46 protein-coding genes and 1 pseudogene are annotated in these 24,287 nt (G+C 72.2%); 45 read left to right on the top strand and 2 right to left on the bottom strand.

The genetic code is table 11. The features are described 5' to 3' along the window. Positions 1-21 precede the first annotated feature (21 nt). On the bottom strand, positions 22-417 hold the full coding sequence (locus CHB94_RS03430) for a hypothetical protein (protein WP_089335196.1): 396 nt from the start codon (positions 415-417) through the stop codon (positions 22-24). Positions 418-725: 308 nt separating this feature from the next. Here CHB94_RS03430 and CHB94_RS03435 point away from each other — a divergent pair, with 308 nt between their 5' ends. The 32 genes and pseudogenes from CHB94_RS03435 (at position 726) to CHB94_RS03575 (ending at position 15,890) form a co-directional block, all read left to right on the top strand. Then, positions 726-929 carry a helix-turn-helix transcriptional regulator gene (locus CHB94_RS03435; protein WP_176445394.1) on the top strand — a complete coding sequence of 68 codons (204 nt, stop codon included), beginning with the start codon at positions 726-728 and terminating at the stop codon, positions 927-929. Continuing rightward, positions 926-1,285 carry a hypothetical protein gene (locus tag CHB94_RS03440; protein WP_089335198.1) on the top strand — a complete coding sequence of 120 codons (360 nt, stop codon included), beginning with the start codon at positions 926-928 and terminating at the stop codon, positions 1,283-1,285. The genes CHB94_RS03435 and CHB94_RS03440 overlap by 4 nt, the downstream gene beginning before the upstream one ends. 74 nt (positions 1,286-1,359) lie before the next feature. Beyond that, on the top strand, positions 1,360-1,833 hold the full coding sequence (locus tag CHB94_RS03445) for a DUF6197 family protein (protein ID WP_089335199.1): 474 nt from the start codon (positions 1,360-1,362) through the stop codon (positions 1,831-1,833). Next, on the top strand, positions 1,830-2,048 hold the full coding sequence (locus CHB94_RS03450) for a hypothetical protein (protein WP_089335200.1): 219 nt from the start codon (positions 1,830-1,832) through the stop codon (positions 2,046-2,048). Before CHB94_RS03445 ends, CHB94_RS03450 begins: the two co-directional genes overlap by 4 nt. Next, positions 2,045-2,275 (top strand): hypothetical protein, encoded by a 231-nt coding sequence (locus CHB94_RS03455; RefSeq protein WP_089335201.1) that lies wholly within the window; start codon positions 2,045-2,047, stop codon positions 2,273-2,275. The genes CHB94_RS03450 and CHB94_RS03455 overlap by 4 nt, the downstream gene beginning before the upstream one ends. Continuing rightward, entirely contained in the window at positions 2,272-3,192 is a 921-nt protein-coding gene (locus CHB94_RS03460) for an ATP-binding protein (RefSeq protein WP_089335202.1), read from the top strand. Before CHB94_RS03455 ends, CHB94_RS03460 begins: the two co-directional genes overlap by 4 nt. Continuing rightward, a complete protein-coding gene (locus tag CHB94_RS03465; protein ID WP_089335203.1) occupies positions 3,189-3,548 on the top strand; it encodes a hypothetical protein in 360 nt (119 codons plus the stop codon). Before CHB94_RS03460 ends, CHB94_RS03465 begins: the two co-directional genes overlap by 4 nt. Further along, on the top strand, positions 3,545-4,060 hold the full coding sequence (locus CHB94_RS03470) for a hypothetical protein (protein ID WP_089335204.1): 516 nt from the start codon (positions 3,545-3,547) through the stop codon (positions 4,058-4,060). The genes CHB94_RS03465 and CHB94_RS03470 overlap by 4 nt, the downstream gene beginning before the upstream one ends. A gap of 176 nt (positions 4,061-4,236) precedes the next feature. Then, positions 4,237-4,755, top strand: a complete 519-nt coding sequence (locus CHB94_RS26930) for a WhiB family transcriptional regulator (protein ID WP_438264915.1) — start codon at positions 4,237-4,239, stop codon at positions 4,753-4,755. Continuing rightward, the gene (locus CHB94_RS03480) at positions 4,752-5,105 is read left to right on the top strand and encodes a hypothetical protein (RefSeq protein WP_089335206.1); all 354 of its coding nucleotides are present in this window, start codon (positions 4,752-4,754) and stop codon (positions 5,103-5,105) included. The genes CHB94_RS26930 and CHB94_RS03480 overlap by 4 nt, the downstream gene beginning before the upstream one ends. Next, positions 5,102-5,437 carry a hypothetical protein gene (locus CHB94_RS03485; protein WP_089335207.1) on the top strand — a complete coding sequence of 112 codons (336 nt, stop codon included), beginning with the start codon at positions 5,102-5,104 and terminating at the stop codon, positions 5,435-5,437. The genes CHB94_RS03480 and CHB94_RS03485 overlap by 4 nt, the downstream gene beginning before the upstream one ends. Beyond that, positions 5,437-5,844: a hypothetical protein gene (locus tag CHB94_RS03490; RefSeq protein WP_089335208.1), complete on the top strand. Its 408-nt coding sequence runs from the start codon at positions 5,437-5,439 to the stop codon at positions 5,842-5,844. The genes CHB94_RS03485 and CHB94_RS03490 overlap by 1 nt, the downstream gene beginning before the upstream one ends. A 154-nt stretch (positions 5,845-5,998) precedes the next feature. Then, positions 5,999-6,274 carry a hypothetical protein gene (locus CHB94_RS03495; RefSeq protein WP_089335209.1) on the top strand — a complete coding sequence of 92 codons (276 nt, stop codon included), beginning with the start codon at positions 5,999-6,001 and terminating at the stop codon, positions 6,272-6,274. Then, positions 6,271-6,750, top strand: coding sequence for a hypothetical protein (locus CHB94_RS03500; RefSeq protein WP_089335210.1), 480 nt, complete (start codon positions 6,271-6,273; stop codon positions 6,748-6,750). The genes CHB94_RS03495 and CHB94_RS03500 overlap by 4 nt, the downstream gene beginning before the upstream one ends. Next, positions 6,747-7,178 (top strand): annotated as a pseudogene (locus tag CHB94_RS26650) (DNA cytosine methyltransferase); the annotation flags it as partial. The gene CHB94_RS03500 and the pseudogene CHB94_RS26650, both read left to right, overlap by 4 nt. A gap of 294 nt (positions 7,179-7,472) precedes the next feature. Further along, the gene (locus CHB94_RS25960) at positions 7,473-7,961 is read left to right on the top strand and encodes a WhiB family transcriptional regulator (protein WP_089335211.1); all 489 of its coding nucleotides are present in this window, start codon (positions 7,473-7,475) and stop codon (positions 7,959-7,961) included. Beyond that, entirely contained in the window at positions 7,958-8,515 is a 558-nt protein-coding gene (locus CHB94_RS03515; protein ID WP_089335212.1) for a hypothetical protein, read from the top strand. The genes CHB94_RS25960 and CHB94_RS03515 overlap by 4 nt, the downstream gene beginning before the upstream one ends. Continuing rightward, the gene (locus CHB94_RS03520) at positions 8,512-8,853 is read left to right on the top strand and encodes a hypothetical protein (RefSeq protein ID WP_089335213.1); all 342 of its coding nucleotides are present in this window, start codon (positions 8,512-8,514) and stop codon (positions 8,851-8,853) included. Before CHB94_RS03515 ends, CHB94_RS03520 begins: the two co-directional genes overlap by 4 nt. Beyond that, positions 8,850-9,089, top strand: a complete 240-nt coding sequence (locus CHB94_RS03525) for a hypothetical protein (protein ID WP_089335214.1) — start codon at positions 8,850-8,852, stop codon at positions 9,087-9,089. The genes CHB94_RS03520 and CHB94_RS03525 overlap by 4 nt, the downstream gene beginning before the upstream one ends. Beyond that, complete coding sequence (locus tag CHB94_RS03530; protein WP_089335215.1) at positions 9,086-9,484, top strand: hypothetical protein; 399 nt, start codon at positions 9,086-9,088, stop codon at positions 9,482-9,484. Before CHB94_RS03525 ends, CHB94_RS03530 begins: the two co-directional genes overlap by 4 nt. Before the next feature lie 106 nt (positions 9,485-9,590). Continuing rightward, positions 9,591-9,905: a hypothetical protein gene (locus CHB94_RS03535; protein WP_089335216.1), complete on the top strand. Its 315-nt coding sequence runs from the start codon at positions 9,591-9,593 to the stop codon at positions 9,903-9,905. Beyond that, complete coding sequence (locus CHB94_RS03540) at positions 9,902-10,615, top strand: hypothetical protein (RefSeq protein ID WP_089335217.1); 714 nt, start codon at positions 9,902-9,904, stop codon at positions 10,613-10,615. Before CHB94_RS03535 ends, CHB94_RS03540 begins: the two co-directional genes overlap by 4 nt. Further along, entirely contained in the window at positions 10,612-10,860 is a 249-nt protein-coding gene (locus CHB94_RS24945) for a hypothetical protein (RefSeq protein WP_089335218.1), read from the top strand. Before CHB94_RS03540 ends, CHB94_RS24945 begins: the two co-directional genes overlap by 4 nt. A gap of 56 nt (positions 10,861-10,916) precedes the next feature. Beyond that, on the top strand, positions 10,917-11,051 hold the full coding sequence (locus tag CHB94_RS25965) for a hypothetical protein (RefSeq protein ID WP_254920374.1): 135 nt from the start codon (positions 10,917-10,919) through the stop codon (positions 11,049-11,051). Beyond that, positions 11,048-11,374, top strand: coding sequence for a hypothetical protein (locus CHB94_RS24950; RefSeq protein WP_176445396.1), 327 nt, complete (start codon positions 11,048-11,050; stop codon positions 11,372-11,374). Before CHB94_RS25965 ends, CHB94_RS24950 begins: the two co-directional genes overlap by 4 nt. After that, complete coding sequence (locus CHB94_RS03550) at positions 11,371-11,943, top strand: WhiB family transcriptional regulator (RefSeq protein ID WP_176445397.1); 573 nt, start codon at positions 11,371-11,373, stop codon at positions 11,941-11,943. Before CHB94_RS24950 ends, CHB94_RS03550 begins: the two co-directional genes overlap by 4 nt. Beyond that, the gene (locus tag CHB94_RS03555; protein ID WP_089335220.1) at positions 11,940-12,182 is read left to right on the top strand and encodes a hypothetical protein; all 243 of its coding nucleotides are present in this window, start codon (positions 11,940-11,942) and stop codon (positions 12,180-12,182) included. The genes CHB94_RS03550 and CHB94_RS03555 overlap by 4 nt, the downstream gene beginning before the upstream one ends. Then, a complete protein-coding gene (locus tag CHB94_RS03560) occupies positions 12,179-12,415 on the top strand; it encodes a hypothetical protein (RefSeq protein WP_089335221.1) in 237 nt (78 codons plus the stop codon). The genes CHB94_RS03555 and CHB94_RS03560 overlap by 4 nt, the downstream gene beginning before the upstream one ends. Then, a complete protein-coding gene (locus CHB94_RS03565) occupies positions 12,415-12,897 on the top strand; it encodes a hypothetical protein (protein WP_089335222.1) in 483 nt (160 codons plus the stop codon). The genes CHB94_RS03560 and CHB94_RS03565 overlap by 1 nt, the downstream gene beginning before the upstream one ends. Before the next feature lie 33 nt (positions 12,898-12,930). Then, positions 12,931-13,098 (top strand): hypothetical protein, encoded by a 168-nt coding sequence (locus CHB94_RS24955; RefSeq protein ID WP_176445398.1) that lies wholly within the window; start codon positions 12,931-12,933, stop codon positions 13,096-13,098. Between the two features lie 16 nt (positions 13,099-13,114). Beyond that, the gene (locus CHB94_RS03570; RefSeq protein WP_089335223.1) at positions 13,115-14,431 is read left to right on the top strand and encodes a PBSX family phage terminase large subunit; all 1,317 of its coding nucleotides are present in this window, start codon (positions 13,115-13,117) and stop codon (positions 14,429-14,431) included. 25 nt (positions 14,432-14,456) lie between these two features. Then, positions 14,457-15,890, top strand: coding sequence for an SGNH/GDSL hydrolase family protein (locus CHB94_RS03575; RefSeq protein WP_089335224.1), 1,434 nt, complete (start codon positions 14,457-14,459; stop codon positions 15,888-15,890). 42 nt (positions 15,891-15,932) lie between these two features. On the opposite strand, the gene CHB94_RS24960 is transcribed toward CHB94_RS03575, so the two are convergent. Next, the gene (locus CHB94_RS24960; RefSeq protein ID WP_176445399.1) at positions 15,933-16,100 is read right to left on the bottom strand and encodes a hypothetical protein; all 168 of its coding nucleotides are present in this window, start codon (positions 16,098-16,100) and stop codon (positions 15,933-15,935) included. 375 nt (positions 16,101-16,475) lie between these two features. Here CHB94_RS24960 and CHB94_RS03580 point away from each other — a divergent pair, with 375 nt between their 5' ends. The 13 genes from CHB94_RS03580 (at position 16,476) to CHB94_RS03640 (ending at position 24,287) form a co-directional block, all read left to right on the top strand. Continuing rightward, complete coding sequence (locus CHB94_RS03580) at positions 16,476-18,077, top strand: hypothetical protein (protein WP_089335225.1); 1,602 nt, start codon at positions 16,476-16,478, stop codon at positions 18,075-18,077. 29 nt (positions 18,078-18,106) lie between these two features. After that, a complete protein-coding gene (locus tag CHB94_RS03585) occupies positions 18,107-18,397 on the top strand; it encodes a hypothetical protein (RefSeq protein WP_089335226.1) in 291 nt (96 codons plus the stop codon). Between the two features lie 19 nt (positions 18,398-18,416). After that, a complete protein-coding gene (locus tag CHB94_RS03590) occupies positions 18,417-19,502 on the top strand; it encodes a phage minor capsid protein (protein ID WP_089335227.1) in 1,086 nt (361 codons plus the stop codon). A 29-nt stretch (positions 19,503-19,531) separates the two neighbouring features. Continuing rightward, positions 19,532-19,888: a hypothetical protein gene (locus CHB94_RS03595; RefSeq protein ID WP_089335228.1), complete on the top strand. Its 357-nt coding sequence runs from the start codon at positions 19,532-19,534 to the stop codon at positions 19,886-19,888. 55 nt (positions 19,889-19,943) lie between these two features. Then, on the top strand, positions 19,944-20,681 hold the full coding sequence (locus CHB94_RS03600; RefSeq protein WP_089335229.1) for a capsid assembly scaffolding protein Gp46 family protein: 738 nt from the start codon (positions 19,944-19,946) through the stop codon (positions 20,679-20,681). Further along, positions 20,681-20,953 (top strand): hypothetical protein, encoded by a 273-nt coding sequence (locus CHB94_RS03605; protein WP_089335230.1) that lies wholly within the window; start codon positions 20,681-20,683, stop codon positions 20,951-20,953. Before CHB94_RS03600 ends, CHB94_RS03605 begins: the two co-directional genes overlap by 1 nt. Further along, positions 20,953-21,384: a hypothetical protein gene (locus CHB94_RS03610; protein WP_089335231.1), complete on the top strand. Its 432-nt coding sequence runs from the start codon at positions 20,953-20,955 to the stop codon at positions 21,382-21,384. The genes CHB94_RS03605 and CHB94_RS03610 overlap by 1 nt, the downstream gene beginning before the upstream one ends. Positions 21,385-21,469: 85 nt before the next feature. Then, on the top strand, positions 21,470-21,706 hold the full coding sequence (locus CHB94_RS03615) for a hypothetical protein (protein WP_089335232.1): 237 nt from the start codon (positions 21,470-21,472) through the stop codon (positions 21,704-21,706). 172 nt (positions 21,707-21,878) lie between these two features. Next, positions 21,879-22,742, top strand: a complete 864-nt coding sequence (locus tag CHB94_RS03620; RefSeq protein ID WP_089335233.1) for a phage major capsid protein — start codon at positions 21,879-21,881, stop codon at positions 22,740-22,742. A 99-nt stretch (positions 22,743-22,841) separates the two neighbouring features. Further along, the gene (locus tag CHB94_RS03625; RefSeq protein WP_089335234.1) at positions 22,842-23,297 is read left to right on the top strand and encodes a hypothetical protein; all 456 of its coding nucleotides are present in this window, start codon (positions 22,842-22,844) and stop codon (positions 23,295-23,297) included. Further along, complete coding sequence (locus CHB94_RS03630; RefSeq protein ID WP_089335235.1) at positions 23,297-23,602, top strand: hypothetical protein; 306 nt, start codon at positions 23,297-23,299, stop codon at positions 23,600-23,602. Before CHB94_RS03625 ends, CHB94_RS03630 begins: the two co-directional genes overlap by 1 nt. 2 nt (positions 23,603-23,604) lie before the next feature. Then, positions 23,605-23,979, top strand: a complete 375-nt coding sequence (locus CHB94_RS03635) for a hypothetical protein (RefSeq protein WP_089335236.1) — start codon at positions 23,605-23,607, stop codon at positions 23,977-23,979. Next, positions 23,979-24,287 carry a hypothetical protein gene (locus CHB94_RS03640; protein ID WP_089335237.1) on the top strand — a complete coding sequence of 103 codons (309 nt, stop codon included), beginning with the start codon at positions 23,979-23,981 and terminating at the stop codon, positions 24,285-24,287. The genes CHB94_RS03635 and CHB94_RS03640 overlap by 1 nt, the downstream gene beginning before the upstream one ends.

Genomic DNA, 24,287 nt, shown 5'->3' on the forward strand with positions numbered 1-24,287 from the left:
CGAACTCGCGTTCGAACAGGCTCAGCTCCGGTCGCGGCGGCCGCGTTCGTATCCGCGCTGCTCAGCTACCAGGTACAGGGCGATTGCCTCCTCGAACACCCGTCGATGTTCGGGGGGGACCCGGTCGAAGGTGGGCGGCAACTGCCAGCGGGTTTGTGGCCGTGGCGCCCCAGCAGCCTCATACACCTCACCCACGGGCACATCGAGGGCGGTGGCCAGCCCCTCGGCGACGCGGTCGCTGATCCGGCCGGAGTGCTCGCCGCGGGCGATCGCGTACAGCGTGTGGAAGGACAGCAGTCCGCGCGAGCGGTCGGCGGCGCGCCTGGCCGACATGGGCCGGCCAGGCTCGCCCAGCTCGGCCAGGCGTCGGAGCACCAGTTGCTGCAGCTGGTCCACGAGCTCCCCGTCGTCGGTCACGTGCGCTCTCCTGGGGAGCGCAGCGTGCCGGGCGCGGGGCGTGGTGGCAAGGCCTGCGTGCGGCCCCGCGTCGGGTGTCGGTCTAGACACTCTCCGTGACGAGGGTTCACGCAGAGACACTAGTGCGTGTTCGGCTTGCGCGTTGTCGAAGGTGTCGTCTAGTGTCGATTCCGACAGCAGACAAACCCGCCGGTTCGGACGCTGCCACCACTTCCGCCAGCCCCGTCCACTCCGCCACTGCACCACCTTGACGCATCATCAAGGTGTGAGGTGTCGGTGTAGACACCATTCACCGGAAAGGAGTGCCCGTGAGCCTCCGCCTACTCACCATCCCCCAGGCCGCCGCCCGCCTCGGCTGCTCCCGGCCCCACGTCTACGACCTCATCGCCGCCGGCAAGCTGCGCCGCTACAACATCTCCGCCAAGCCCGGCAGCACCAAGACCCGCGTCTCCGACGAGGACATCGACGCCTACATCAAGTCCATCGAGATGCCCGTCAAGGCGTCGGCGTGACCGCCCCGACCGCGGCGTACGCACAGGCCCACCTGCACGCCACCGCGACCGAGGCCGCCGCGCAGCAGCGGATCACCCCGAAGGCGGGCCAGCTGCGCGGCCGCGTGCTCCAGCTGGTCGCTACCGCCGGCGAGACGGGCCTAACCGCCCTCGAGGTGTACCAGCAGTACGCCTGGCTGTTCGGGGAGCCCACCGGTGGCCTGTACTCCCTCGCCCCGCGCCTTTCCGAGCTCGAGCGGCGCGGCGGCTGGGTGCGCAAGTCCGGCGACGTCCGCGACCGCCGCGCCGCCTACGTGGCCACCGACGCCGGCCGCGCCTGGGTCGCACGCAACCCGCTGGACGTGCCGGACGCCTGACCCCTGCAAGGCCAAGCCCTCCCCCACCCGCTTCCCGGCAGACCGGGGGAGAGCCCGACAAGAAGGAGAGAGTAATGCCCACCCTCACCGCCGACGCGGTTCTCCGCGCGGCCGCTGATCATCTCGACGCCCATCCCGAAGCGTGGGGCAAGGAGTTCTGGCGTGACCCGGCTACGGGCTGCCGCTGCTCCGGTGGCCTGATCGCCCTCATCGTGGCCCCGGACGACCAGGACGGCGACCCCTACGCGCTGCCTCTCGACGGCCGGCGCGCCCTGGCCACGGCCGCGATCGAGGCGTTCGAGGCGTACGTCCACGACGAGCTGCTCGACCGGTTCGACCCCGAGGGCATCCAGGCGGCCGGTGAGCCGCTGATCGGCCTGTGGAACGACCGGTGCGCCCGGGACGCCGCGCACGTGGCCGCGACGATGCGGGCCGCCGCTGACCGTCTGGCGCCGTGCACGTCCTGCCACGGGCAGGGCGGCTGGCAGCAGCCGGACGGGCTGATCGTGGAGTGCCCCCGCGGCTGCATGACCGGCGGTGCGGCATGAGCGCCCGCATCGAGGTGACGGTCGTCGTCGAGGTGGACGTCGACGAGTACGCCGAGACGTACAACGTCGACGCCGACTGCGCCGAAGCCGACGCCGCTGAGTACCTCGAGCGGATCGTCTCCGACGCCGTGCAGCAGCAGATCGGCCCGCACAAGACACTGAGCTGGGGCGAGGTCGACTTCGTCACCTCGCGAGGCCTGGGAGACGTGCTGTGAGCCGCCCCCTGCCGGCCCGGCTGTCGCCGCGGGCCGGATCCGGTGTCCGCCGCACGGTCCGCCGTCTGCGCCGTTCCCCCGCCGCCGCGCACCTGCGCGCCTCCACCGCCGCCGCGTTCTGGCCCGCGGTGATCCTGTCCGGCCTCCTCCTCGGCCTTCTCACCCGCGACGTCTTCATCACCTGGGACGGCGTCCACAACATCTCCACCTACGGAGCGAACCGATGAGCTTCACCTTCACCCCCGCCGCCCGCGAGGGCTCGTTCGCCCGCATCGCCCTCGCCGGCCCGTCCGGGTCCGGGAAGACCTGGACCGCCCTCACCACCGCCCGCGAGCTTGCCGACCGGGTCGCCGTCATCGACACCGAGCGCGGCTCGGCGAAGAAGTACGCCGGCGACGACGGCTTCACCTTCGACGTCCTCGAGATGACCCACTTCGACCCCCGCGACCTCGTCAAGGCGTTGGCCGCCGCCGGGGCCGCCGGCTACGGCTGCGTGGTCGTCGACTCCCTCTCCCACTTCTGGATGGGGTCCGGGGGCATGTTGGAGCAGGTCGACAACGCCGCGAAGCGCTCCGCTGGCGGCAACTCCTTCGGCGGGTGGAAGGAAGCCCGCCCGATGGAACGCCAGATGATCGAGGCGCTCCTCGGCTACCCCGGGCACGTCGTGGTGACGATGCGCACGAAGACCGAGTGGGTCATCGAGGAGAACGAAAAGGGCAAGAAGGTGCCGCGCAAGATCGGCACCAAGCCGGAGCAGCGCGAAGGCATCGAGTACGAGTTCGACCTGGTCGGCGACATGGACCTCGAACACACCCTCGTCGTGTCGAAGTCCCGCATCCTCCCGCTCGCTGACGCGGTGGTGCGCCGCCCGGACGGCGAGTTCGGGCGGCAGATCGCGAAGTGGGTCGGCGACGGGGTGCCGCCGAAGTCGGCCCTGGAGTACCGCGACGACGCCCTCGACATCCACGTCACCTTCGAGCAGCTCGGCGCCCTGTACCGCGAGGTGAAGGGCAAGCGCCTGGACGGTGCCGCCGTCATCGACGGCACCGGTGACACCACCACCCTCGGCGAGCTGATCCGGGCCCGCGGCGAGGAACTCAAGAACGCCCACCGCACCACGACCGCTGAGGAGCAGCCGGCATGACCACCCCGACCACGAACCCCGCTCTCGAGCACCGCGACGCGCTGCTCGACGTGTTCAACGAGATCACCCAGGACTGCGCGCTCAACGACCTGAGCCCGGTGAACGTCTCCCTCACCCGTTACTCGTCCGGGGAGTTCCACGTGTCCGTGCAGATCCCCAGGCAGAACACGGCCGCCGTCAACATGCTGGCCGACGCCTACGGGTTCCCGCCGTCACTGGCCGACGGGAGCGGCAACTACACCCGGCAGGGCCGGCTGGACGTCGACGGCTACCGCGTCCACCTGGCCGTGTACTGCGGCCGCCCGAAGCTGCCGACCTACCCGGCCGGCTACGCCCCGCAGGCGGTGGAGGCATGACCGCCACCGTCAACCCCCCGGCGCTGACCGCGCACGACCGCGCCACCCGCCTCCTGGCCCTGCGGGTCCTCAAGGACTGGATCGCCGTCGAGGACCGGAAGCTGCGGGACGAGATGTGCGCCGAGCTGGTCGTCGGCGAGCGCTACTCCGGCCTGCTCGACCCGGCCGACAAGGAGTCACTGCTGGGGTTCGTGCAGCTCACCAAGGCCCGCGAGACCGCCTCGGTGGTCGACCCCGAGGCGCTGCTGGCCTGGGTGGAGGAGCACTGCCCCAGCGAGGTGATCACCACCCGCAGCGTGCGGCCGGCGTTCGTGCAGGCGCTGCTGGCGTCGGTGAAGGCCGACGGCGGCTGGGTCGACCCGGAGACCTCGGAGCTGCTCGAGGTGAAGGGCGTCGAGGTCCGCACCGGGTCACCGACGCTGACGGTGAAGCCGACCGCGGAGGCCGATGCCCTGGTGGCTGAGGCGCTGGCCGCGCGCCGCCTGCAGTTGATGCCGGCCACCGCCCGCTGACCGAACCGCCCGGCGCCGGACGTATGTCGTCCGGCGCCGGGCCACCACTCCTAGACCGCGAAGTAGCTGCTCACCCAAGGGGGAAAACCGTGCAGCGAACGGGGACGGGCCGAACCATGCCCACAGCCCAGCACGCTCAGTCAGCAACCAACTACACACCGGCCCAGGTTCGGAACTTGGCCGCCCTGCTCGGCCTCGACGACGAGGGCTGGTCGTGGCGGGACGATGCCCTCTGCGCCCAGGTCGACAGCGAGCTGTTCTTCCCGGAGAAGGGCGGCAGCACGAAGGACGCGAAGAAGCTGTGCGGCCTGTGCGAGGTCAAGGCCGCGTGCCTCGACTTCGCGCTCCAGCGGGACGAGCGCCACGGCGTGTGGGGCGGGCTGTCGGAGCGGGAGCGGCGCGCCCTGAACGCACGCCGCAAGCAGTACGCCACCGAACAGGCACAACGCCGCCGCGCCCGCCAGCCACGGCCTGCCGTGGCCCCTGAGCCTGCCGAGCGCCCCGCGGAGGTGACGCCGATCCGGCGTCAGGTGCGCGGGCCGCGCCGGTGGACGACGGCCGAGGCGCAGGAGGCGATCCGCACTCTCACCGCGCACGGCATGTCCGCCGCGGAGATCGCCCGGGAGCTCGGCATCAGCTCCCGAACCGTGCAGCGCATCCGGTCGGCCCAGCGCGCCCGACGGGGTGCGGCGTGAGCGCCCCGCTCGACCAGGCCACTGCGGCTGCAGCCCCCCGCTGGGGAGTGCTCGACGAGCACACCGGCGAGTGGTTGGCCAGCAGCCTGCCCGACGAGCGGGCCGCGTGGCGGGCGCTGTTGGAGGTCGACTCTCCGCACCCGTGGGAGCTGGCCGTTCGCGAGCAGCCTGCCGAGGAGAGCCCAGCGGACCCGCGGGTCGAGTGCCCGGACTGCTGGACGACCGGGGAGTGCGACGGCTGCGGTCGGGAGTGCACTCGCTGCGACGGTGACGGGTGGCTCCCCTGGTCCGAGCTGGCCGAGCACGAGCGTCGACGCCACCTCCGCCGCACCCAGCGGGGTGCTGCGTGACCGACGAGCGCCTCGCTGAGGACCTGGTGCCGATCGCCGCAGAGCTGGTCGGCACGGTGCGGGACTACGGGCCCGACGACGTCGCCGCCATCCTCGCCCCCCTCTCCCCCGGGCACCTGTATCGGCTGGCGATCGTCCTGGCGGCGATGGTCGACCCGGACGCCCGCCCGGCGGACCTGCTCGCCTGGACCGTTGAGGGGCCGGTGCCCTCCCGGGAGGGCTTCACTCCGGGCCGGCGGCTGACCATCTGCCGGGACTGCGGTGAGGTGCTGCAGGAGGACTCCCTGCGGCGGCACCAGACCCGGCTGCACGCCGACGTCGAGGCGGCCTGATGGCCGGGCTGCCGTGGATCCGGTTCGACACCGACCTCCCGGACAACCCGAAGGTGCTCGCCCTGATCGCCCGCCGCGGAGGCCAGGCCGCCGCGTTCGTCTACTGCTGCGGGCTGGCCTACTCCGGCCGGCATGGAACCGACGGGTTCATCCCCGCGGCCGCGCTGCCCCGGGTGCATGGCCGCCGCGCTGACGCCACCGCACTGGTGGCGGTCGGCCTGTGGGACGAGACCGACGACGGCTGGTTCATCCACGGCTGGGACGAGTACCAGCAGGCGTCGTCGACGTCGGAGGTGATCCGCGGCAAGAAGCGGGAGGCCAGCCGCAAGGGCAACTGCGTCCGCCACCACGGGGAGTCCTGCGGCTGCTGGAAGCGGCCGGCCGACGGGCTGAGGGCCGTCCGATGACCTCCCATCTGCGATCCCACGTGGGACTCCCATCTGCGACTCCCACCGCCGTCCCGGCCGCGACTCCTACGGGACGGGACGGGACTAACGGAAGAACTACTCACCCTGAGAGGGCGTCTTACGTGAGCAACGCGCGCGTCGCGGGAGAACCCCGATGACCCCGCAGCAGGCGGCGATGGTCGCCAAGACCGAGCAGCGCATCGCCGACCGGTTCACCGAGCTCGGTGTCCCCCACCCGGCCGAGTCCGCGAAGCGGCTGGTCGAGGACCTGCTGCGTGCGGGGTGGCGGCCGTGGCCGGCCCTGGTCGACGGCCCCCCGCCCCGCCGGGTCGCCCCGTCGGCCGTCGCCCAGGCGGAGCTGGCGAAGGCCCGTGAGGTGCTCGCCGAGAAGCGCGGCCACCGGCCCGAGCTCGCGGACGGTGCCCGGTGAAGCGCAAGCCGCTGAAGCGGGGGAAGCCCCTCGCCCGGAAGGCCCGCGGGCCCCGCCAGACACCGCCCAAGCCGTCGAAGTCCCCCGACATGCCCCTGTGGGTGCGCCACGCCGTGTACGCCCGCTCAGGGGACCGGTGCGAGGTGGGGGCGACGGCGGAGTGCCGGCTGCGCGCGGGCTGGTTCGACAACGTGACCGGCCGGTCGATCCACCACCGCCGGCCGAGGCGGATGGGCGGCACCCGCGCGGTGGACATCCACGACCCGGCGAACCTCCTCGCGGTGTGTGGCAACGGCACCCGCGGATGCCACGGCTGGATCGAACGGAACCGGGTGGCTGCCATGGAGCAGGGCTGGCTGCTCGGCTCCGGCGCCGACCCCGTCTCCCGGGCCTGCACGCTGCGGGACGGCCGCACGGTGCTGCTGCGGGTCGACGGGTACGTGGTGCTGTTCGGCGCCGACGGGCGGGCGGCATGAACGTCCTGTCCCTGTTCGCCGGCATCGGCGGCCTTGAGCTCGGCCTGGAGCGGGCCGGGATGACCACCGTCGGGCAAGTCGAGATCGACCCGTTCTGCCGGCGCGTGCTGGCAAAGCACTGGCCGGAGGTACCGAAGCATGACGACGTCCGCACAGCAGTCGACTGGTGGCGATCCCAGCCCCGACGACGAGTTGATGTTGTGGCCGGAGGTTTCCCCTGCCAGCCGACTTCCGATGCGGGCCGCCGGCTGGCGCAGGCCGACCCCCGTTGGCTCTGGGACCCCATGCGCGATGTCGTCGACAAGCTCCGCCCAACGTGGGTCATTGCCGAGAACGTGCCCGGTCTGCGACGGCGAGGACTTGCTCTTGTCCTCGCCGATCTCCGAGCCATCGGCTACCGGCCACGGGCTGGCTACGTCTCAGCTTGCGAGATGGGCGCCCCACACCCACGTCGCCGGTTGTTCATCCTTGCCCACCCCGAAGGCGAAGGACGGTGCCCGTGGGGGGCTGAGCGAAGCGGCACTAATCCGGCGCATGGCGAACTCGAAGACCTCAGTCGATCTCGGCGACGCACTTGGTGGTCCACCGAATCCGGAGTTCGTCGAGTGGCTCATGGGGTTCCCTCCCGGGGTGGACCGACGTCGAGCCCTCGGAAACGCCGTCGTCCCCCAGGTCGCCGAGCACATCGGCCGGCTGATCGTCGCGGCCGAGCGAGGTGTCTCGTGACGTCGCTGCGGCACCTGGAGGCGTGGAAGCTGCGCGGGCGGTGCGCCACGTACCCGGACCCGGAACTGTGGTTCGCCGAGCACCCCGCGGGCGTGGCGGAGGCCAAGAGCGTGTGCGCCGGCTGCCTGGTGCGCGACGTGTGCCTCGACGACGCCCTGGCGCGTGGGGAGGCGCACGGGGTGCTGGGTGGCCTCACCCCGGCCGAGCGGCGGGCTGCCGCGGCCGGTCGTGGGCTGCCGCGGCCGTCGATCCACGGGGCCACGCAGCACGGGCAGCGGTCCGGCTACGTCGCCGGCTGCCGCTGCCCGGACTGCCGCCGCGGCAACAGCGTCTACATGGCCGGGTGGCGCGCGGAGCGCCGCTGGTCTGTCACGACCGGGGGTCTGCTGATCGCAGTCCTCGACCACCGCACCGGCCGGGGCCGCACCACCGCCTGGCCCGGCCAGCTGTACCTGCCGCTACCGACCGAAGGGATCGCGTCGTGACCATGCCGTTGGAGGAGTTCACCCCGGCCGAGCTGGAGAAGCTTGCGGAGTTCGACGCGGCGCGCAACGAGCGTGTCCCGTTCGCCGAGGAGCCGCTCACCCCGACCGGGCCGATCGTCTATCCCCACGAGATGGTCCCCCACCCGATGGCTCAGCCGGACGGCTACCGAACCGGTACGGCCGAAGAGTGGGCGCGTGCCGAGGCCGCCCGGGCGTGGGCGCAGCGGGGCCTGTCCTGGCATCTGGTCAGCAACCCGTCGCTCAGCAGCAAGACCCCGGAGGAGATGCACGACTACATCGCCGAGCACTCCGAGTGGGTCGACCAGTTCTCGATCTGGTTCCTGCTGCGGCACGTCAGCGACGACGTCGTCCGCGAGCTTGGCGAGATCCTCGACGCCGGCGACTGCCTCGACGAGATGCTGTGGGACTGGCTGAACGGGCAGGGCATCGACGCCAAGCGGATCCGGTCGTTCCCGACGCGGGCCGAGGCGATCGAGCGGCAGACGCAGCGTCGCGCCGAGCGTGAGGCTCAGCGTGCCGGGGGCCAGTCGTGACCGCCGCCGTTCTCGCTCACCTGGCCGCTCTCGACCACGCCCACGACGCCGCAACACCGGGCAGGTGGGAGGTTGACGGGGAGTACCCCGGCGAGGTCTACAACGGCCGTTCCGGCGACGAAGAGCGGCTCGTTGTCGACTGCCAGGACCACGCCGACGCCGCCGCGATTGTCGCCGAGCACAACGCGTTCGGTCCGCTCCTCCAGGCCGTCCGCGAGTTCGCCGAGCTGGAGGCGTCCTACCCGCTCGGCTCCGACGTGCCCGTGTACCGGCTCGGACGCATCGTGGCCCGACTCGAAGCGGCGCTCGGCGTGGACCCCGGGGCAGGTGCCCGGTGAGCATCGACCCGAACTGGAAGCCGGACCCGGTCAAGGTCGCCGCCCTGATCGCCGACCACGAGGCCGACGTGGCAGCGCAGGAGCTGATCGTCGAGAAGCTGCGGGACCTGGTCGACGACGAAGAGCGAGAGCTGACCCGCCGTCAGCGCCGCGTCGAGGAGATCCGCGAGGCGTGGGCCCGTCACGGCGTCGAGGTGCCCGACGGCCTGCGCGGCGCTCTCGGGGCGTCGTCGTGACCCGGCCCGCTGCCGCCCCTGGCACCGCCGGAGACGACGTGCGCGACCTCCTGGCCGAGGCGCTGCGGGACTGGAATCGCATCCCCTCGCCCTACGCCATGCTCACGCGCTCCCAGCGGCTCGCCATCGCTGACGTGCTGGCCCCCGTGGTGTCCCGGCTCATCGCCGACGCCGAGGAACGGGGCCGCCAGTCGGTCGGCCTGGGCGACTTCCTGCCCGACCCGTGTGGCGAAGAGGAGCGCGCCCCGGACTGGCACTTCGTGGAGTCCTACGGCGATTGGCTCTCGTGCTCCCGCAGCAGCGGCCACGACGGCGACCACGAGCACTCGGACTCGGGCTTCACCTGGCCCGCTCTCGCCCCTCCCGTCACCGAACCCACCGGAGAGAAGCCATGAGCGCCCGTCTACCCCTTCGCGCCCGCGCCGCTGTCCACGAAATTCGCTGCTCCGAGTGTCGGGTCACCTGGTGGTCGCTCGTCGGACGCTTGATCGGAGTCGTCCGATGAACGTCGGCACCTGCGGCTGCGACACCCGCGAGACTCACCCGGCGAGCGAGTGCGTCGCCCCCTGGGAGTCGCCGGAGGACGTGATGCAGAACGACGTCCGGGCGCTTCTGCTCGCCGTGGGGCTGTCCCCGCACGCCCGCCCGTACTCGCCGCACGCCGTCATCCACCGCGAGTTGCTGCCCGCGCTCCACAGCCTGCCGCTGCCGGAGTGCCCGACGCACGCCGTGTGCCCGAACTGCCGCGAGGGCCGGGGGCACTGGAACGGCGAGCGGTACGAGCCGACCGAGCAGTCTCGCGAGGCGAACCGATGATCGCCGACGAGCCCATCACCGCCCGGGACGGGGAGCGGCAGTTTCCGTACCGCCCGGCCGACTGTCCGCACGGCTCATGGTCGGTCAGCGGAGTTGTCTGGACGTGCCAGCTCTGCGGCGATCAGCGGAGGTACAGCGCCGCCCCGGCAGCCGAGGCCGACAACGCGGGCGAGGTGTACGGGCTTCGCATGGACGGCAACCACCAGCGGCATCCCGTACGCCCCGCTGTCTCTCGGGGTGGGAGTCTCGGCTCACGCTTCGCCGCGCACGAACGCGAGCTCGACAACGACGCGGCGATCACCCGCCCCGCTGTCTCTCCGGGCGGGCAGGCCGCCGACAGTTCACACCCGACCGGCGGCGACGTGAATACCGACCGCGGGAATGTGCGCGCGCGTGACAACGCCGAGGGTGTGGAGGAACTGCGGGAGCAGATCGCGCGGTGGCTGTGGAACGACCGATGGAACGACGGCGATCAGGACCCCGACCCGGCCAACGCCGCGATGCCGTGGGACGAAGCGCACCCGGTGCAGCAGCAGCTCATGCGGGAGCGCGCCGACTCACTGCTCACCCTGCCTGGACTCGCGCCGCTGGTGGCCGACCGGCAGGCGGTGAAGCGCGTCGAGCACGTGCTCGCCCTCTACCGGGGCTACGAGAGTTCGGCGTATGTCGACGTCAGCGTGGTCCGCCGCGCGCTGGACGGCGACCGGTGAGCGCCGGCGCCCAGGTGTGGCTCGCCGCCCTGACCATCCTCACCCTCGCCGCCCTCGGCATCGCCCTGTACGCCGTCTACGCGCCCCGCGAGCAGCTCGACCGGGTGGACGACACCGCCGACCAGGCGTTGGCCCTCGGCCAGTCCATCGCCGAACACCTGACCGGAACCGAACCCGAGAGCACCGGCCGGCACGCCGACGGACAACCCGCCATCTACCGGGCACCCATCCACTACGAACCCTGACCTGTCACACCCCGCGACACCGTCGAAGCAGACCGCAACGACGGAGGGGGACTCTGGTGAGGGATCTGATCGGCTGGACGGCCGGCGCCATCGCGACACTGGCCGCGATCGGCCTGGGCTACGCGATCCGAGTGTGGGGATTCGGGGACTGCTGCCCCCACGACGTCGACACCCCGCAGGCGTCCGCGTGAGCGCCGGCATCAGCCTGTGGACCCGGCAGCCGTCCACCGTCGAGGCCCTGCAGCTGGTGGAGCTCCGGGACCTGCACGCCGCCGAGCTGTGGTTGCGCGGACACGGCCTCGAGTCCGCCCACCGCCACCCCGCGTTGGCCGGGCGGGGGCTGCTGGTGCCCGCCGGGCCGGGCGGCATCTTCACCATCGCAAAGCTCGGCCAGTGGCTCACCCGCGACCGGGTCACCGGGGACTTCGCCGTCCCCGACGACCGCACCTTCCGCCGAGTGCACACCCCGCTCCCGCACGACGAGCTGACGGCACTGGTGGACGCCACCCAGTGAGCAGCCCGACTCTCCTCCGCCCCCCGGACTGGACGCGGCAGGCCGCCTGCCAAGGCATCTCCGGCCGCGACCTCGACCCATGGCATCCACCCGAGCACCTCACGGCCGCGGAGCAGGCCACCCAGCACGCCCTCGCCCGCCTCGTCTGCGCCCGCTGCCCAGTCCGCCACCCCTGCGCCCTCGAAGCGTTGCAGGCAGGCATCGGGCACGGCGTGTGGGGCGGCCTGACCGTCGCCGACCGCAGGCGCATCGCCCGCCGGCACGGCTACCCGCAGCCCGGCGCCGCCCAGCACGGCACCCGGGCCCGCTACATCGCCGGCTGCACCGACGGGCCCGACGGCAAAGCCTGCCGCCCGTGCCTCGAAGCGCACCGCCGGTGGGTCGCTGAGCAGCGCGCCCGCACCGCGGCCCGCAAGGCCGCCGTCATCCCGCCACCGGCGCTCGTCCTGGTCCTCGGTCACGGCCGCAGGCGCGCCTACCCGGGCCAGTACGTGCTGTTCACCGACGGGCTACCAGCGCACGCCCTGCTGCGACCGGCTGACACCGGTGGTCGCACCGTGGCCGCATGAGCCTGGCCAACTTCGTGCCGCGCGACCACGACGGCGTGTTCACGCACGAGCAGGTCCTGGCCACCCTCCCAGCCGCCATCCAGGACGACTTCCGCACCGCCGAGGACAGGGCCCGTCACCGCGAGCTGGCTGCCGAACGCCGGTACGCGCGGGCACTGGACTACGTCTGCGGCTACCACCCCAACGGCGCCTTCCTCGTGCCCCACCACGAGATCAAGAGACTGGACCAGTACGCATGACCGACGGATTCCGCGCGGGCTGGGACCACGCCACCTTCCTCGCCGGCTACCTCTCCGGCGCCGTCTGGCCCCTCCTCCTCGTTGCTGCGCTCTTCGCCCTGGGCTGGCGGTCCTCCGACCTGCTGTCTCACTACCGCAAGGTGTGCAAGCTCCGCCGAGACTCGCAGCGCACCGGCCGCTACCCGCTGCCGACCACGGACGAGCTGGACACCAGCGGTCCGGCGTTCCGCTGATGCCCCCACCCCTCGACCCGGCCAAGCGCGCCGCGATCGCCGACGCCATCCGCGCCGGCGGCCAACGCAACGCCATCGCCCGCGAACACGGCGTCTCCCCCTCCACCGTCACCACCATCGCCACCCAAGAAGGCATCGACGGCGCCTTCGACCGGACGGCGACGAAACGCGCGACGGAGGCCCGGAACGCGGACACGTCGGCCCGCCGGGCGGAGCTGAAGTCGTTGCTGGTGGAGGACGCTCACCGACTGCGGGCGCAGCTGTGGCAGCCGTGCACGATGCACAACTTCGGGGGGAAGGACAACACGCACAACTCGATCGACCTGCCGCAGCCGACGTTCGAGCAGCAGCGCAACATCATGACGAGTGTGGGGATCGCGGTGCAGCGGGTCGCGGACCTGGAGAAGCTGGACATGGGGGGCGGGGTGGAGGAGGCCGCGGGGCTGATCCGGGACCTGGTCGACTCCATCCGGGGCGGCTGACGACGGTGAGTCACGTCACGCTACGGTCGGTGCATGACCCAGTCGACCCCGTCCCAGTCCGACGTCGAGAACCTGCTGCTGTCCGCCATCCGCTCCAACGTGGACACCGCCGGCAGGGCCGCAGTGGCAGCCCACGCGCTGGCGCACGCCCAGGCCGCGCACGAGCTCGTGCAGGCGTACAAGATCCTGCGCCAGACCTGACGGTGGCGGCCGACAGGTGAGGTCCGCTCACCTGTCGGCCAAGCAGAAGCAGTCCATCCGGGAAGCCGGCGCCCGCATCAACCTGTGGGAAGGCTCCGTCCGCTCCGGTAAGACCCTGTCGTCGATCATCGCGTTCCTCGAGGCGTTGCGTACCGGACCCAAGGGACCGGTGGCGATCATCGGCAAGACGCGGGACACCGTCGCCCGGAACGTCATCGACCCCATGGCCGACTTGTTCGGCACCCTCGCCCCCTCCGCCGTGCAGTACACGCGGGGTGCCCCCACGGCGGTGATCCTGGGCCGGCTGGTGCACGTCATGGGGGCCAACGACGCGAGGAGTGAGGGTCGGCTGCGTGGCCTGACCCTGGCCCTGGCCTACGTCGACGAGGCGTCCCTCGTCTCCCGCCCGTTCTGGGGGCAGCTGCTGTACCGGCTCTCGGTGCCCGGCGCCCGCCTGTTCGCCACCACCAACCCCGACAGCCCCGCGCACTGGCTCAAGCGCGAGTACCTCGACCGCGCCGGCGAGCTCGACATGGCCACCTGGCACTTCACCCTCGACGACAACCCCGCCCTCACCGCCGACTACGTGGCGGCGATCAAGGCCGAGAACGTGGGCCTGTTCTACAAGCGGTTCGTCCAGGGCCTGTGGGTCGCCGCTGAGGGCGCGATCTACGACATGCTCGACCTCGATTCGGGCGGCGTGCACCGCGCTCACTGGGGCCAGGTCCGCCGCCTGCTGGTGGGCCGCTGGTGGATGGGCGTGGACTACGGCACCTCCAACCCCACCCACGCCGTCCTGTTGGGCCTCGGGGCGGATGAGCGGCTGTACGTGTGCGGGGAGTGGCGGCACGACGGCCGCGCCCAACGGTCCCTGTCCGACGCCGAGCAGTCCGAGCGGATCCGGGCGTGGCTGGACGCTGGCGCCGGGCTGCCCCTCCCCGACGGTGCGCACCCCGACGCCCGGCCCGGCCCGGTGTGGCCCGAACGGACCGCCGTCGACCCCTCCGCGGCGTCGTTCCGGCGGCAGCTGCGCAACGACGGCTGGACCGGCCTCGTCGAAGCGGAGAACGCCGTCGTCGACGGGATCCGCAACGTGTCTTCCCTGCTCGCCGCCCGAAGGCTGCTGTTCCTCGCCGACGACCGCGGCCAGCCAGCCGCCCCGGAGCTCGAGCGGGAGCTCCTGGGCTACGTGTGGGACGAGAAGAAGCAAGCCAAGGGCCTGGACGAGCCGGCGAAGGTCGACGACCACGGATGCGACGCACTGAGGTACAGCTGCCAGGTCTCTCGGCCCGTGTGGCGGCCCTGGCTACAGGCCAGCGCCCTGGCCGCCTGACACCCGGGCGCTGATCCTCAGCCGCATGGCCTGGTACCTGTCCCCCTCCGGCTGGCCGCAGTGGGCCGACGACGGGGGCCTGTTCGCGCAGCGGCTCACCGCCAACGGCTGGCAGCTGATCGACGCCTCGCAGGTGCAGGCCGCGATCGACGCCTACAACGCCGCCACGCCCGCGCCGGTCCCGGCGGACTTCGTCACGGTCGACGAGTTGGACGACCCGACGTCACCGGCGTCACTCGCCCTGAGGGCGGCCTCTGTGCTAGCCGTCGCTGAGGACCTCGGGGACCCCGGAACGGACCTCGGCGCGATCGCCAAGTCCTTCGTGCCGGTCACCCGTGGGGTCCGGGTGGCGATTCACGGCGAGTCGCACGCCGTCGGCACGTCCACGAACAGCCCCCGCGCGCTGTCCCCCACCGAGCCACTGTCATGGGCGCACTGGCTGTCCGGTGCCCGCTTCCAGTACGTGTGGAACGGCGGGGTGGGCACCACCTCCACCGCCCAGCACCTCACCACCCTCGGCACCGTGCTCGCCGCCGACCCGGACGTCGTGGTGTACCTGGCGGGCACCTACGACATGAACCCGACCAACGGGGTGCCGTTCACCACCTACCAGGCCAACGTCAAGGAGCTGGTGTCCCGCGTGCGGGCCGCCGGGGCGCTGCCGGTGCTCGGCACCGTCCTCCCCGCCGCACCGAATGGCACCGGCGCCAAGGGCAACACCGACGCGGCGAACGCCTGGCTTCGCACCTGGTGTGCCAACGTCGGGGTGCCACTCCTGGAGACCTTCACCAACCTGGTGGACCCCGCCACGGGCCTCATCCAGGCCGCGCTGCGCGACGCCTCCGGGGTCCACGCCAACGCCGCCGGGAACAAGGTGCTCGGCCAGGCCCTCGCCGACCTGCTCGCACCCCGACTACCCCTGTGGACACCCCCAATGGCCGGGTACCAGACCAGCGAGAGCAAGAACCTCGTCCCCAACGCCCTGTTCCTCACCGACGGCGACGCCAACGGCAAGGCCGACTCGACATCCTGGACGGCCAACGCCACCGCCAGCCTCGTCGCCGCCACCGCCCCGGCGCTGGGCAACTGGCAGCGCATGGTGTCCACCGACGACGCCCAAGCGTTCTTCGCCATGAACCTGCCCGCCACCGGCACGAGCACCTGGCAGCCCGGGGACCGGATCGCCTTCTGCGGCCGGTTCCTGCACGAGCAGGGCACCTCGACCAAGACACTGAGCATCCAGCTCAACTTCACCGGCGGCACCCCCAACAGCGTTCGGCCTGTCGCCGCTCTCAGCGCGGGCGGCACCGGCGTCTTCTACGTCGAGGAGACGATCCCCGCCGGGACCACCGCCATGAGCGTCAACGTGATTCACAACGCGGGCACGCTCGGCACCGGCCTCGCCTCCCAGGTCGGCCAGCTCACCGTGCTCGACCTGACGAAGCTCGGCGCCGCCTAGCCTTCGGCCCTGATCCGGCGTGACAACAGCGAGCCCCCCGGCTCACGCCGGGTCGTTCAGTAGCGCCCGCAGCGTGGCGACGTACTCCTCGGCCACCTCAGAGGGCTCCCGGCCGGCAGGCGATGCCAGCCTCGGCCAGTCACGCCGAATCGTCACGGACTCCTGGTACTCCAGCGTCAAGTCCAGCAGCTTCCGCGCCTGTTCCTCCACGGCGCGGGATGCTACTCGACGGCCTCAACCACTGCGGAAGCATGATCAGTACGACCGCAATAGCTACACCAACCCAGGTCACTCCCCAGCTGGCTCCCAGGCGATGGTGTAGCTGCGCGTTGCAGTCGCCGGTCGAAGCGGCCTCGACCAGATCGACTGCGGCAGACCCGCAGTCCACCGCGCCTGCGTGAACTGGCAGGAACACCAGGGTCACCCCGGCGGCTATCAGTAGTACCGCCAACGTGTGCAGCGCCCTTCGCAGCAACGGACCCCCCTGTGTCGCCAGGGGACGCTACCCCGCACCCACTCGCCCAGAGGGGGCCGCCCTGGGCTACTGCCCCGCCCGGCTGACACCCGCCGCTTGACGCTGGGCGGGTGCCGCTGCCCCAGTCCACCGCCTCCACTCCGTGGCCCCCGGCGGACATCGCCCCCTACGTCAAGGACCAGGCCGCGTGGGCGGCCTGGTGGTCCGGGGACACCGGGAAGTTGGCCGACACCACGCAGGGCGGGGGCACGACCGGACGGCGCTCGTTCTGGTCCCGGCGGAAGATCGGCCCCGACTCGACCCGGGCGACGGCGCAGCTGCACGCCACCCTGGCCGCCGACATCGCGTCCACGTCCGCGGATCTGCTGTTCGGGGAGCCACCGGACCTGCTGATCCCTGACGTGGGCCTGGCGCGGGCGTATGAGCGGCGCGCCGCGGGCAGCGGCGGGGAGGGTGAGTTGGCCGCCTGGCCCGCCGACTCCCGGCTCACCACCGCCGACACCGTGGCAGCGCAGGACCGCCTCGACGAGCTCGCCGACACGTTGGGCCTCGCCAACCGCCTCCTCGAAGCCGGCGAAGTGTGCGCCGCCACCGGCGGCGTGTACCTGCGGCCCCTGTGGGACAAGGCCGCCGCCGACCACCCGATCCTCACCGTCGTCGACCCCGACCGGGCCATCCCCGACTTCCGGTACGGGATCCTGCACGCCGTCACCTTCGTCGAAGAGGTCCACCGCGAAGGCGGGGAGGTGTGGCGGCACCTCGAACGCCACGAGCCCGGCGTCATCCTCCACGGCCTCTACGTCGGCACCGGGGTGACGCTGGGCCGGCAGGTGGCGTTGACCGACCACCCCGCCACCCAAGGCTTCATGCCCGAGGTCGCCCTGCCGGTGGAGGTCACCGGCGGGAAGCCCGGCATCATGCCCCGGTTCGTGCCGAACGTGCTGCCCAACCGGAAGCACCGCAAGTACCCGATCGGCCGATCCGACTACGCCGGCTGCGAACCGTTCCTCGACGCCCTCGATGAGGCGTGGACGTCGTGGATGCGGGACCTCCGCCTGGGCCAGGCCCGCCTGATGGTGCCCGACGAGTTCCTCACCCCCGTCGGCGCCCGCCCCGGGCAGACCACCGGTGCCGCGCGGGGGTTCGACGTCGATCAGGAGCTGCTCACCGGCCTCAACATGGCCGACCTCACTGGCCTCACCGGGAAGGACGCGATCACGCAGGTGCAGTTCGACATTCGCGTCGAGCAGCACGAACGCACCACGGTCGCCCTCACCGAGCACATCATCTCCACGGCCGGCTACTCCCCGCAGACGTTCGGCCTGCAGATCGAGGGCCGCGCCGAGTCCGGCACCGCGCTGCGGATCCGGGAGGGCAAGACGTGGCGCACCCAGGGCCGTAAGCAGCGGTATTGGGCGCCGGAGCTGTCGGCGTCGTGCGAGACGCTGCTGGCGCTGGACCGGGTGGTGTTCGGCCGCCCCACCCCGGTGGCCCGTCCGGTGATCGGCTGGCAGGAGCTGGCCGACGACCCGCAGGGCACCGCCCAGTGGGTCAACACGTTGGCCGCCGCCCGGGCCGCGAGCATCGAGACGCGGGTGCGCCTGGCGCAGCCCGGCCTCGACGACGACCAGGTCGCGCAGGAAGTCGCGCGGATCAAGGAAGAGGACGGCATGGGCCTCCCCGACCCCGTCCCCGGCCTGGAGATCCCCTGACCTGTCACAGCGAAGCCGAGCATCAGGCCATGAGCATCGTGATCACCGGAGCGTCCGACGACCTCATCGAGATCGACGGCGACATCACCGAAGAGTTCTACGGCAACGACGAGGACGGCGACCTGCTCGCCTTCTCCGACGGCACCGTCCTGCGCATCAGCTACACCCGCTCCGGCGTGTGGCGCATCGTCCCGATCACCACCGGCCCCGGCTTCGTCGGCATCACGCAGGCGCCCGAGGGCGACGAGGACAACTACACCGACCGCGCCGAAGTCACCGACGCCACGTGGGTCGTGCACGGCAAGGCGATCGCCCGATGACCGCTGACGGCGACTAGCGGTGCCGGTCTCCCCTGACGGCGGGGCGCGGTTCGCCAAGGTCCTTGCCGACCTGTACGGCGACGCCGCCCAGCACCTCATCGCCCTCGTCGCCGACCGCCTCGCCGCCGGGATCACGGATCCGGGGTGGGCGGAGCGGAAGCTGTCCGACGTGCTGCGCCTACGCCGGGACGCTCAGCGGTTCGTCACTCGCCTGGCCGACCAGGTGGATGCCTCCCTGTACGAGCTGCTCGCGGAGGCGTACAGCGCCGGGGTGCTGGCCGCTGGTGGGCCCGGGGTCACCGAGGCGCAGGCCGGCATCGTGGCCACGAACCGGGGGGCGGTGCAGGCCTACGCCGCCGAGCTCGCGGGCACCGTGCAGACGACGCACACCCGCATCCTGCGCACCGCCGAGGACGTGTACCGGCGGGTCATCGCTGATGTGGCCGGGCAGGTCGTGACCGGGGTGCAGACGCGGCGGGAAGCAGCAGCCCGGGCGGTGTCCCGCTTCGCACAGCAGGGCGTCACCGGGTACGTGGACGCCAAGGGCCGCAACTGGTCCATCGACACCTACGCCGAGATGGCCACCCGGACCACGGCGGGGCAGGCGCACCTGCAGGGCGGCATCGACCGCTACCAGCAGCAGGGCAGGTACCTCGTCGTCATCTCCGACGCCCCCGAGGAGTGCAGCCTGTGCAGGCCCTGGGAACGGACGGTGCTGTCACTGACCGGGCGGGAACCGACCCCGGGTGAGGTGGAGGGGCACCGGTACGGCGGCACGCTGGCGCAAGCCCGGGCCGCTGGCCTGTTCCACCCGCAGTGCCGGCACAGCATGGCCGGGTTCATCCCTGGCCTGACCCGGCCCGCCGGTCGGCCGACCGCGGAGCCGGAGGGGGACGCGTTGCGGCAGCGGCAGCGCGCCCTGGAGCGGGCCGTGCGGGAGTCCAAGCGGCGGGTCGCCGCCGCGGAGCCGTTCGGGGACACCGCGCAGCTGGCCCGGGACCGGGCGCTGCTACGGAAGCGGCAGGCCGCCCTCCGCGAGTTCGTCGCCGAGCACGACCGGAAGGCCGACGTGTCCCGGCGCCGCGTGAACCTCGTCTCCCGCTGACCTGTCACGCCGGGCCGGACGCTGAGGGTATGCCGATCCGCCCGGAGAACCGAGGCCGCTACCCGGCCGACTGGCAGAAGATCAGCCACCGCATTAAGGCCGAGCGCGCCGGGTGGCGCTGCGAGTGCCTCGGCGAGTGCGGGCGCGGAACCCATGACGGCCGCTGCCCCAACGTGCACGGCCAGCCGGCCTACGGCACCGGCTCCAAGGTCGTCCTGACCACGGCACACCTCGACCACACCCCCGAGCACTGCGACGACGACAACCTGCGGGCGATGTGCCAGGGATGCCACCTGCACTACGACCGCGAGCACCACGCCGAGACGCGCGCCAGCACGCTGGCCGCCGCGGCTGCCGTCGCTGGCCAGCTGTCACTCCTCGACTGACACCACTGGGCGCACGGTGGGCGGGTCCCACCCTCAGGAGCCCAGGGAGCCCCGCATGGCCGAACGCCCCCGCACGTCCCCCGCCAGCATGACGCCCGAGCTGGCGCAGCAGCTGGCCGCCGACTTCCTCGCCGCACGCCGCGCCCGCCACGGCGACCTGGTGATGCGCCTGGACGCCCCCCCGGCCGACCAGCCTCCCGCGGACACCCCGCCCGCCGACACTCCCCCGGCCGACCAGCCCCCGAAGGACGAGCCCAAGCCGGAGTTCACGCAGGCCGACCTGGACCGCGTGCTCAAGCAGCGCCTCGCCGACGAGCAGGCGAAGTGGCAGAAGAAGCTCGACGACGCGCAGGCGCTGGCGGGGAAGAACGAGACCGAGAAGCTGACCATCGAGCGGGACCAGGCGCAGCAGCGGGCCGCCGAGGCCACGCAGAAGGCCGCCGAGCGCGTGGCGAAGACCGAAGCCAAGGTCGCCGCGTTGGCGGCGGGTGCGAACCCGGAGCGGGTCGCCGCGATCGTCCGCAACGCCGACCTGGCCGCCGCGGTGAAGGACGGCGACGTCGACGAGGCCGCCGTCAAGGCCGCGGTGGAGAAGGTGCTCACCGAGTACCCCGAGTGGAAGGCCGGCACGCAGCAGTCGGTGCCGTCGTCGTCCGGTGGGGACCTGAACGGCGGGAAGGACAGCAAGCCGACGTTCACCCGGAAGCAGCTCGAGGAGATGCCGCCGGACGAGATGGCGAAGCGGATCGACGAGATCAACGAGGCCATCGCCGACGGGCGGGTGACCGGCTGATGGTGCCAACCCGCTGGCGGAAGAAGCCAGTCGAGATCGTCGCACTGCAGTACGACGGAACCAACGCGAACCAGATCGTCAACTGGATCGAAGGTTCGCGTCCGGACGGCTTCGTGCCCGCCTACACCGACGACCAGGGCGAGCTGCACATCGCCACCCTCGAAGGCGACATGCACGTCAGCATCGGCGACCACGTCATCCGGGGCGTCCAGGGTGAGTTCTACCCCTGCAAGCCGGACATCTTCGCCGCGACGTACGACCGCGTCGGCTGATGCGGCCGGCCTCGATCCCCGACGGCGAGGTGTGGGACGGCGCCCGCCGGATCGTCATCGGCGCACCCAACGGCGACCTCACCGACCCCACCATCGCCTCCGTCGAGGTCCTCGTCGACCAGGCCGCCATCGGCCCCCGCATCTCCGCCCGCTGCGTCCTCGAGCACGGCGACCTCGACGCGTTGGCCGCCGGCGGCACCGTGTGGGTGTCGTTCTACGGGCAGCAGCTGGCGCCGTTCTCCGTCGACGTCCTGCCCCCGGCCGGGGCCCCGGTGCCGAACGTGCGCATGGAGGTGGACATGTCCGGGGACGCCCCCGGCTTCCGCGCCTTCCTGGGCGGGGTGCCCGAGGGCATGGACGCGGCGGACTTCGCGGAGGGCTGCGCTCAGGCACTGCTCGCGATGGCCGACGAGTGGCGGGCCGGGCAGTGAGCCTGGCCGAGGGCCTGTGGCGGTGGCTGGACCACCTGCTGCAGCGGTTCGAGGAACGCTGGCTGAAGACAGACGGGAGCCAGCGGTGAGCCAGGAGACCACCGACGCCCTGGAGGCGGCCGTCCGGGCACACGTCGCCGACGAGGGCGAAGGTGCCTACCTCACCGACTGGGTGCTGATCGCCGCTGGCGCGATGCCCGAGGACCCGCACAGCACCACGTACATCACCGAGTCCAGCGACGGCCCGATCCATCACCGCACGGGGCTCGTGCGCTACCTGGCCTGTCGCACCGACCAGCTGCTGACCGACGACGAGGACTGACACGCGGCATCCCACTCTGCTGGTAGCGCCCGGCTGACCGGGGGGAAGCCGGAAGGCCGGGCGCGGACCCCACGGGGTCAGGGGCACCACCCGCACACCCAGGCGGGCGCCGACGGGCGACACCACGGACCAGCACCATCACCCGTCCGCTGCGACCCCCGAGAGGGCCACCGTGAGCCTCAACAACTTCATTCCCGCCGTCTGGGCGGCCAACCTCCTCTCCAACCTGAACAAGGCGCTCGTCTACGCCCAGCCGGGCATGGTCAACCGCGACTACGAGGGCCAGATCCGCGGCTCCGGCGACCGCGTGAAGATCAACAGCATCGGCCGGGTGACGGTCTTCGACTACACGAAGAACGTCGACATGCCCGCACCCGAGGTCCTCACCGACGCCCAGCGTGAGCTGGTCATCGACCAGGCCAAGGGCTTCAACTTCCTCGTCGACGACATCGACAAGGCGCAGGTGTCCGGCACCGTCATGCAGGAAGCCACCCGCGAGGCCGCGTACGCCCTCGCCGACCTGGCCGACCGCTACGTCGCCGGCCTGTACGTGTCCGCCGGCACGAACATCGGCTCCACCGCCGCCCCCGAGGTCCTCGACACACCGGGCGAGGCGTACGAGCTGCTCGTCGAGCTCGCCGTCTCCCTCGACGAGGCCAACATCGCCTCCCAGAACCGGCAGGTCGTCGTCCCGCCGTGGTTCGCCGGGCAGATCACCCTCGACGACCGGTTCGTCAAGGCCGGCACCGCCGCGTCGGACGCCGTCCTGCGCAACGGCGTGGTCGGGGAGGCGGCCGGCTTCACCATCGTGAAGTCGAACAACGTCCCCACCACCACCGACGCCACCGCCGGCACCTCGTTCAAGATCCAGGCGTCCACCCCGCAGGCCCGCTCCTACGCCGAGCAGATCTCCGAGACGGAGGCCTACCGCCCCGAGAAGCGGTTCGCCGACGCCCTCAAGGGCCTGCACGTGTACGGCGGGAAGGTCGTCCGCCCCGAGGCGCTCGCCGTGGCGCACGTCAAGCGCCCGGCGTAAGCCCCCTGACCGTTCCCGGGGCCGTGTGGAGGGCTCCCCGGCCCCGGGAACGCACCAGCACTGACATCCTGACCAGCAGATCAGCGGAAGGCGGACACCGTGGCCACCAGCACCAGCAAGCCGAAGCAGGACAAGGTCCAGACCGAGCCGAACCCGGAGCTCCAGGCGGCCCTGACCGACCCGGAGCAGGATCGGCAGGAGCAGCACATCGTGCCCGAGTCGGCGCCCTCCCCGGCCGACGAGCGGTCCGCGGAGGCACCCGGCATCCGCACCGAGGCCGAGGTGGTCGCCGACCATCAGGCCGACAACGAGCGGGCCGCCGCCGCCCTCGCCGCGAACCCGCACACCGCCGACCCGGCCGCCTCCACGTCCGCGGTGAAGCTGCCGCGGGTGGAGAACCGCGACCGCGTCGTGTGGTTCAAGCGGAAGGCCGACGGCCGCATCGACTCCGTCAACGAGGGCACCCCCGAGCACGGGGTGGTGCTCACCGACGCCGACTTCGAGGTCCTCGACTCGAAGCCCAGCCAGGCCGACATCGAGAAGGCCAACGCCTGATGGCCGACGACACCACCCCCGACACCGGCGGCGACCTGCCGCCGGTGTCCGGGGAGACCGCGCGCACCGGCTGGTACCGCTCCCCGTCCGGGACGATCGCCCACGCCGACGGCCCCGACCAGAAGCGGGCGTTCGCCGACCGCGGCTGGGACGAGATCAGCGAGGACGACGCGAAGACGGCGATCGCGGAGGGCGTGCAGCTCACCGTGGACCGCGGGGACACGAAGGGCACGTTCGACGCCGACGCCGTGAACGCTGCGGTGGCCAACGAGTCCACCAGCCGCCCGCGTCGCCGCCGGGCCTGACCGTGGGGGCGTTCGCCACCGCCGCAGACCTCTCGGCCTGGCTTCCCCCGGGCCAGGCCGAGAGCCTCGGCGACGACACCGACCGGATCCTGGCGCGCGCCTCCGAGCTCGTCGCGGAGGCCGCCACCTCCGGCTGGCCGGTCGACGCCCAGAACCTGCCCGCCCTGGCCGAGGACCGGGCGACGCTGCGGGACGCCACCCTCGCCCAGGTCGAGCAGTGGCTGGAGGTCGGGGAGGAGAACGACATCGCCGGCTACTCCCGCGCCACCTCGATGGGGCCCAACGGCCTGTCGGTGTCGTCGCTGCCCGCGATCCTCGCGCCCCGCGCCCGCCGCATCCTGCGTTCAGCCGGCCTGACCGGCGGGCGGGCGTACTGATGCGCGTGCCCTCCCAGCTGCTGCGGCAGCACGTGCAGGTGCGGGACCGCACCGAGGACATCGGCGACGGCCCCGGCTACGGGCCGTCCCGGCGGATCCGCTGCCGGGTGGACTGGAAGACGCAGCTGGTGCGCACCTCCACTGGTGAGGACATCACCGTCGTCGGGACCGGCATCATCCGCCCCGACACCCAGCTGGCCGCCGGCGCCGAGATGACGATCGACGGGGACGCCCGCACGGTCGCCGACGTCGTCCCCATCTACGGTCCCGGCGCGAAGCTGGCCGGCCGAAAGTTCCTGATCCAGTGA

This window comes from Blastococcus mobilis (assembly GCF_900188025.1).
GTDB lineage: Bacteria > Actinomycetota > Actinomycetes > Mycobacteriales > Geodermatophilaceae > Blastococcus_B > Blastococcus_B mobilis.

Coding starts and splice junctions, on each gene's coding strand:
- CHB94_RS03445 (WP_089335199.1), top strand. CDS start 1,360: ATGCCCACCCTCACCGCCGACGCGGTTCTCCGCGCGGCCGCTGATCAT.
- CHB94_RS03450 (WP_089335200.1), top strand. CDS start 1,830: ATGAGCGCCCGCATCGAGGTGACGGTCGTCGTCGAGGTGGACGTCGAC.
- CHB94_RS03460 (WP_089335202.1), top strand. CDS start 2,272: ATGAGCTTCACCTTCACCCCCGCCGCCCGCGAGGGCTCGTTCGCCCGC.
- CHB94_RS03465 (WP_089335203.1), top strand. CDS start 3,189: ATGACCACCCCGACCACGAACCCCGCTCTCGAGCACCGCGACGCGCTG.
- CHB94_RS03470 (WP_089335204.1), top strand. CDS start 3,545: ATGACCGCCACCGTCAACCCCCCGGCGCTGACCGCGCACGACCGCGCC.
- CHB94_RS03490 (WP_089335208.1), top strand. CDS start 5,437: ATGGCCGGGCTGCCGTGGATCCGGTTCGACACCGACCTCCCGGACAAC.
- CHB94_RS03495 (WP_089335209.1), top strand. CDS start 5,999: ATGACCCCGCAGCAGGCGGCGATGGTCGCCAAGACCGAGCAGCGCATC.
- CHB94_RS03535 (WP_089335216.1), top strand. CDS start 9,591: ATGAACGTCGGCACCTGCGGCTGCGACACCCGCGAGACTCACCCGGCG.
- CHB94_RS03540 (WP_089335217.1), top strand. CDS start 9,902: ATGATCGCCGACGAGCCCATCACCGCCCGGGACGGGGAGCGGCAGTTT.
- CHB94_RS03555 (WP_089335220.1), top strand. CDS start 11,940: ATGAGCCTGGCCAACTTCGTGCCGCGCGACCACGACGGCGTGTTCACG.
- CHB94_RS03560 (WP_089335221.1), top strand. CDS start 12,179: ATGACCGACGGATTCCGCGCGGGCTGGGACCACGCCACCTTCCTCGCC.
- CHB94_RS03565 (WP_089335222.1), top strand. CDS start 12,415: ATGCCCCCACCCCTCGACCCGGCCAAGCGCGCCGCGATCGCCGACGCC.
- CHB94_RS24955 (WP_176445398.1), top strand. CDS start 12,931: ATGACCCAGTCGACCCCGTCCCAGTCCGACGTCGAGAACCTGCTGCTG.
- CHB94_RS03575 (WP_089335224.1), top strand. CDS start 14,457: ATGGCCTGGTACCTGTCCCCCTCCGGCTGGCCGCAGTGGGCCGACGAC.
- CHB94_RS03585 (WP_089335226.1), top strand. CDS start 18,107: ATGAGCATCGTGATCACCGGAGCGTCCGACGACCTCATCGAGATCGAC.
- CHB94_RS03595 (WP_089335228.1), top strand. CDS start 19,532: ATGCCGATCCGCCCGGAGAACCGAGGCCGCTACCCGGCCGACTGGCAG.
- CHB94_RS03600 (WP_089335229.1), top strand. CDS start 19,944: ATGGCCGAACGCCCCCGCACGTCCCCCGCCAGCATGACGCCCGAGCTG.
- CHB94_RS03605 (WP_089335230.1), top strand. CDS start 20,681: ATGGTGCCAACCCGCTGGCGGAAGAAGCCAGTCGAGATCGTCGCACTG.
- CHB94_RS03610 (WP_089335231.1), top strand. CDS start 20,953: ATGCGGCCGGCCTCGATCCCCGACGGCGAGGTGTGGGACGGCGCCCGC.
- CHB94_RS03630 (WP_089335235.1), top strand. CDS start 23,297: ATGGCCGACGACACCACCCCCGACACCGGCGGCGACCTGCCGCCGGTG.
- CHB94_RS03640 (WP_089335237.1), top strand. CDS start 23,979: ATGCGCGTGCCCTCCCAGCTGCTGCGGCAGCACGTGCAGGTGCGGGAC.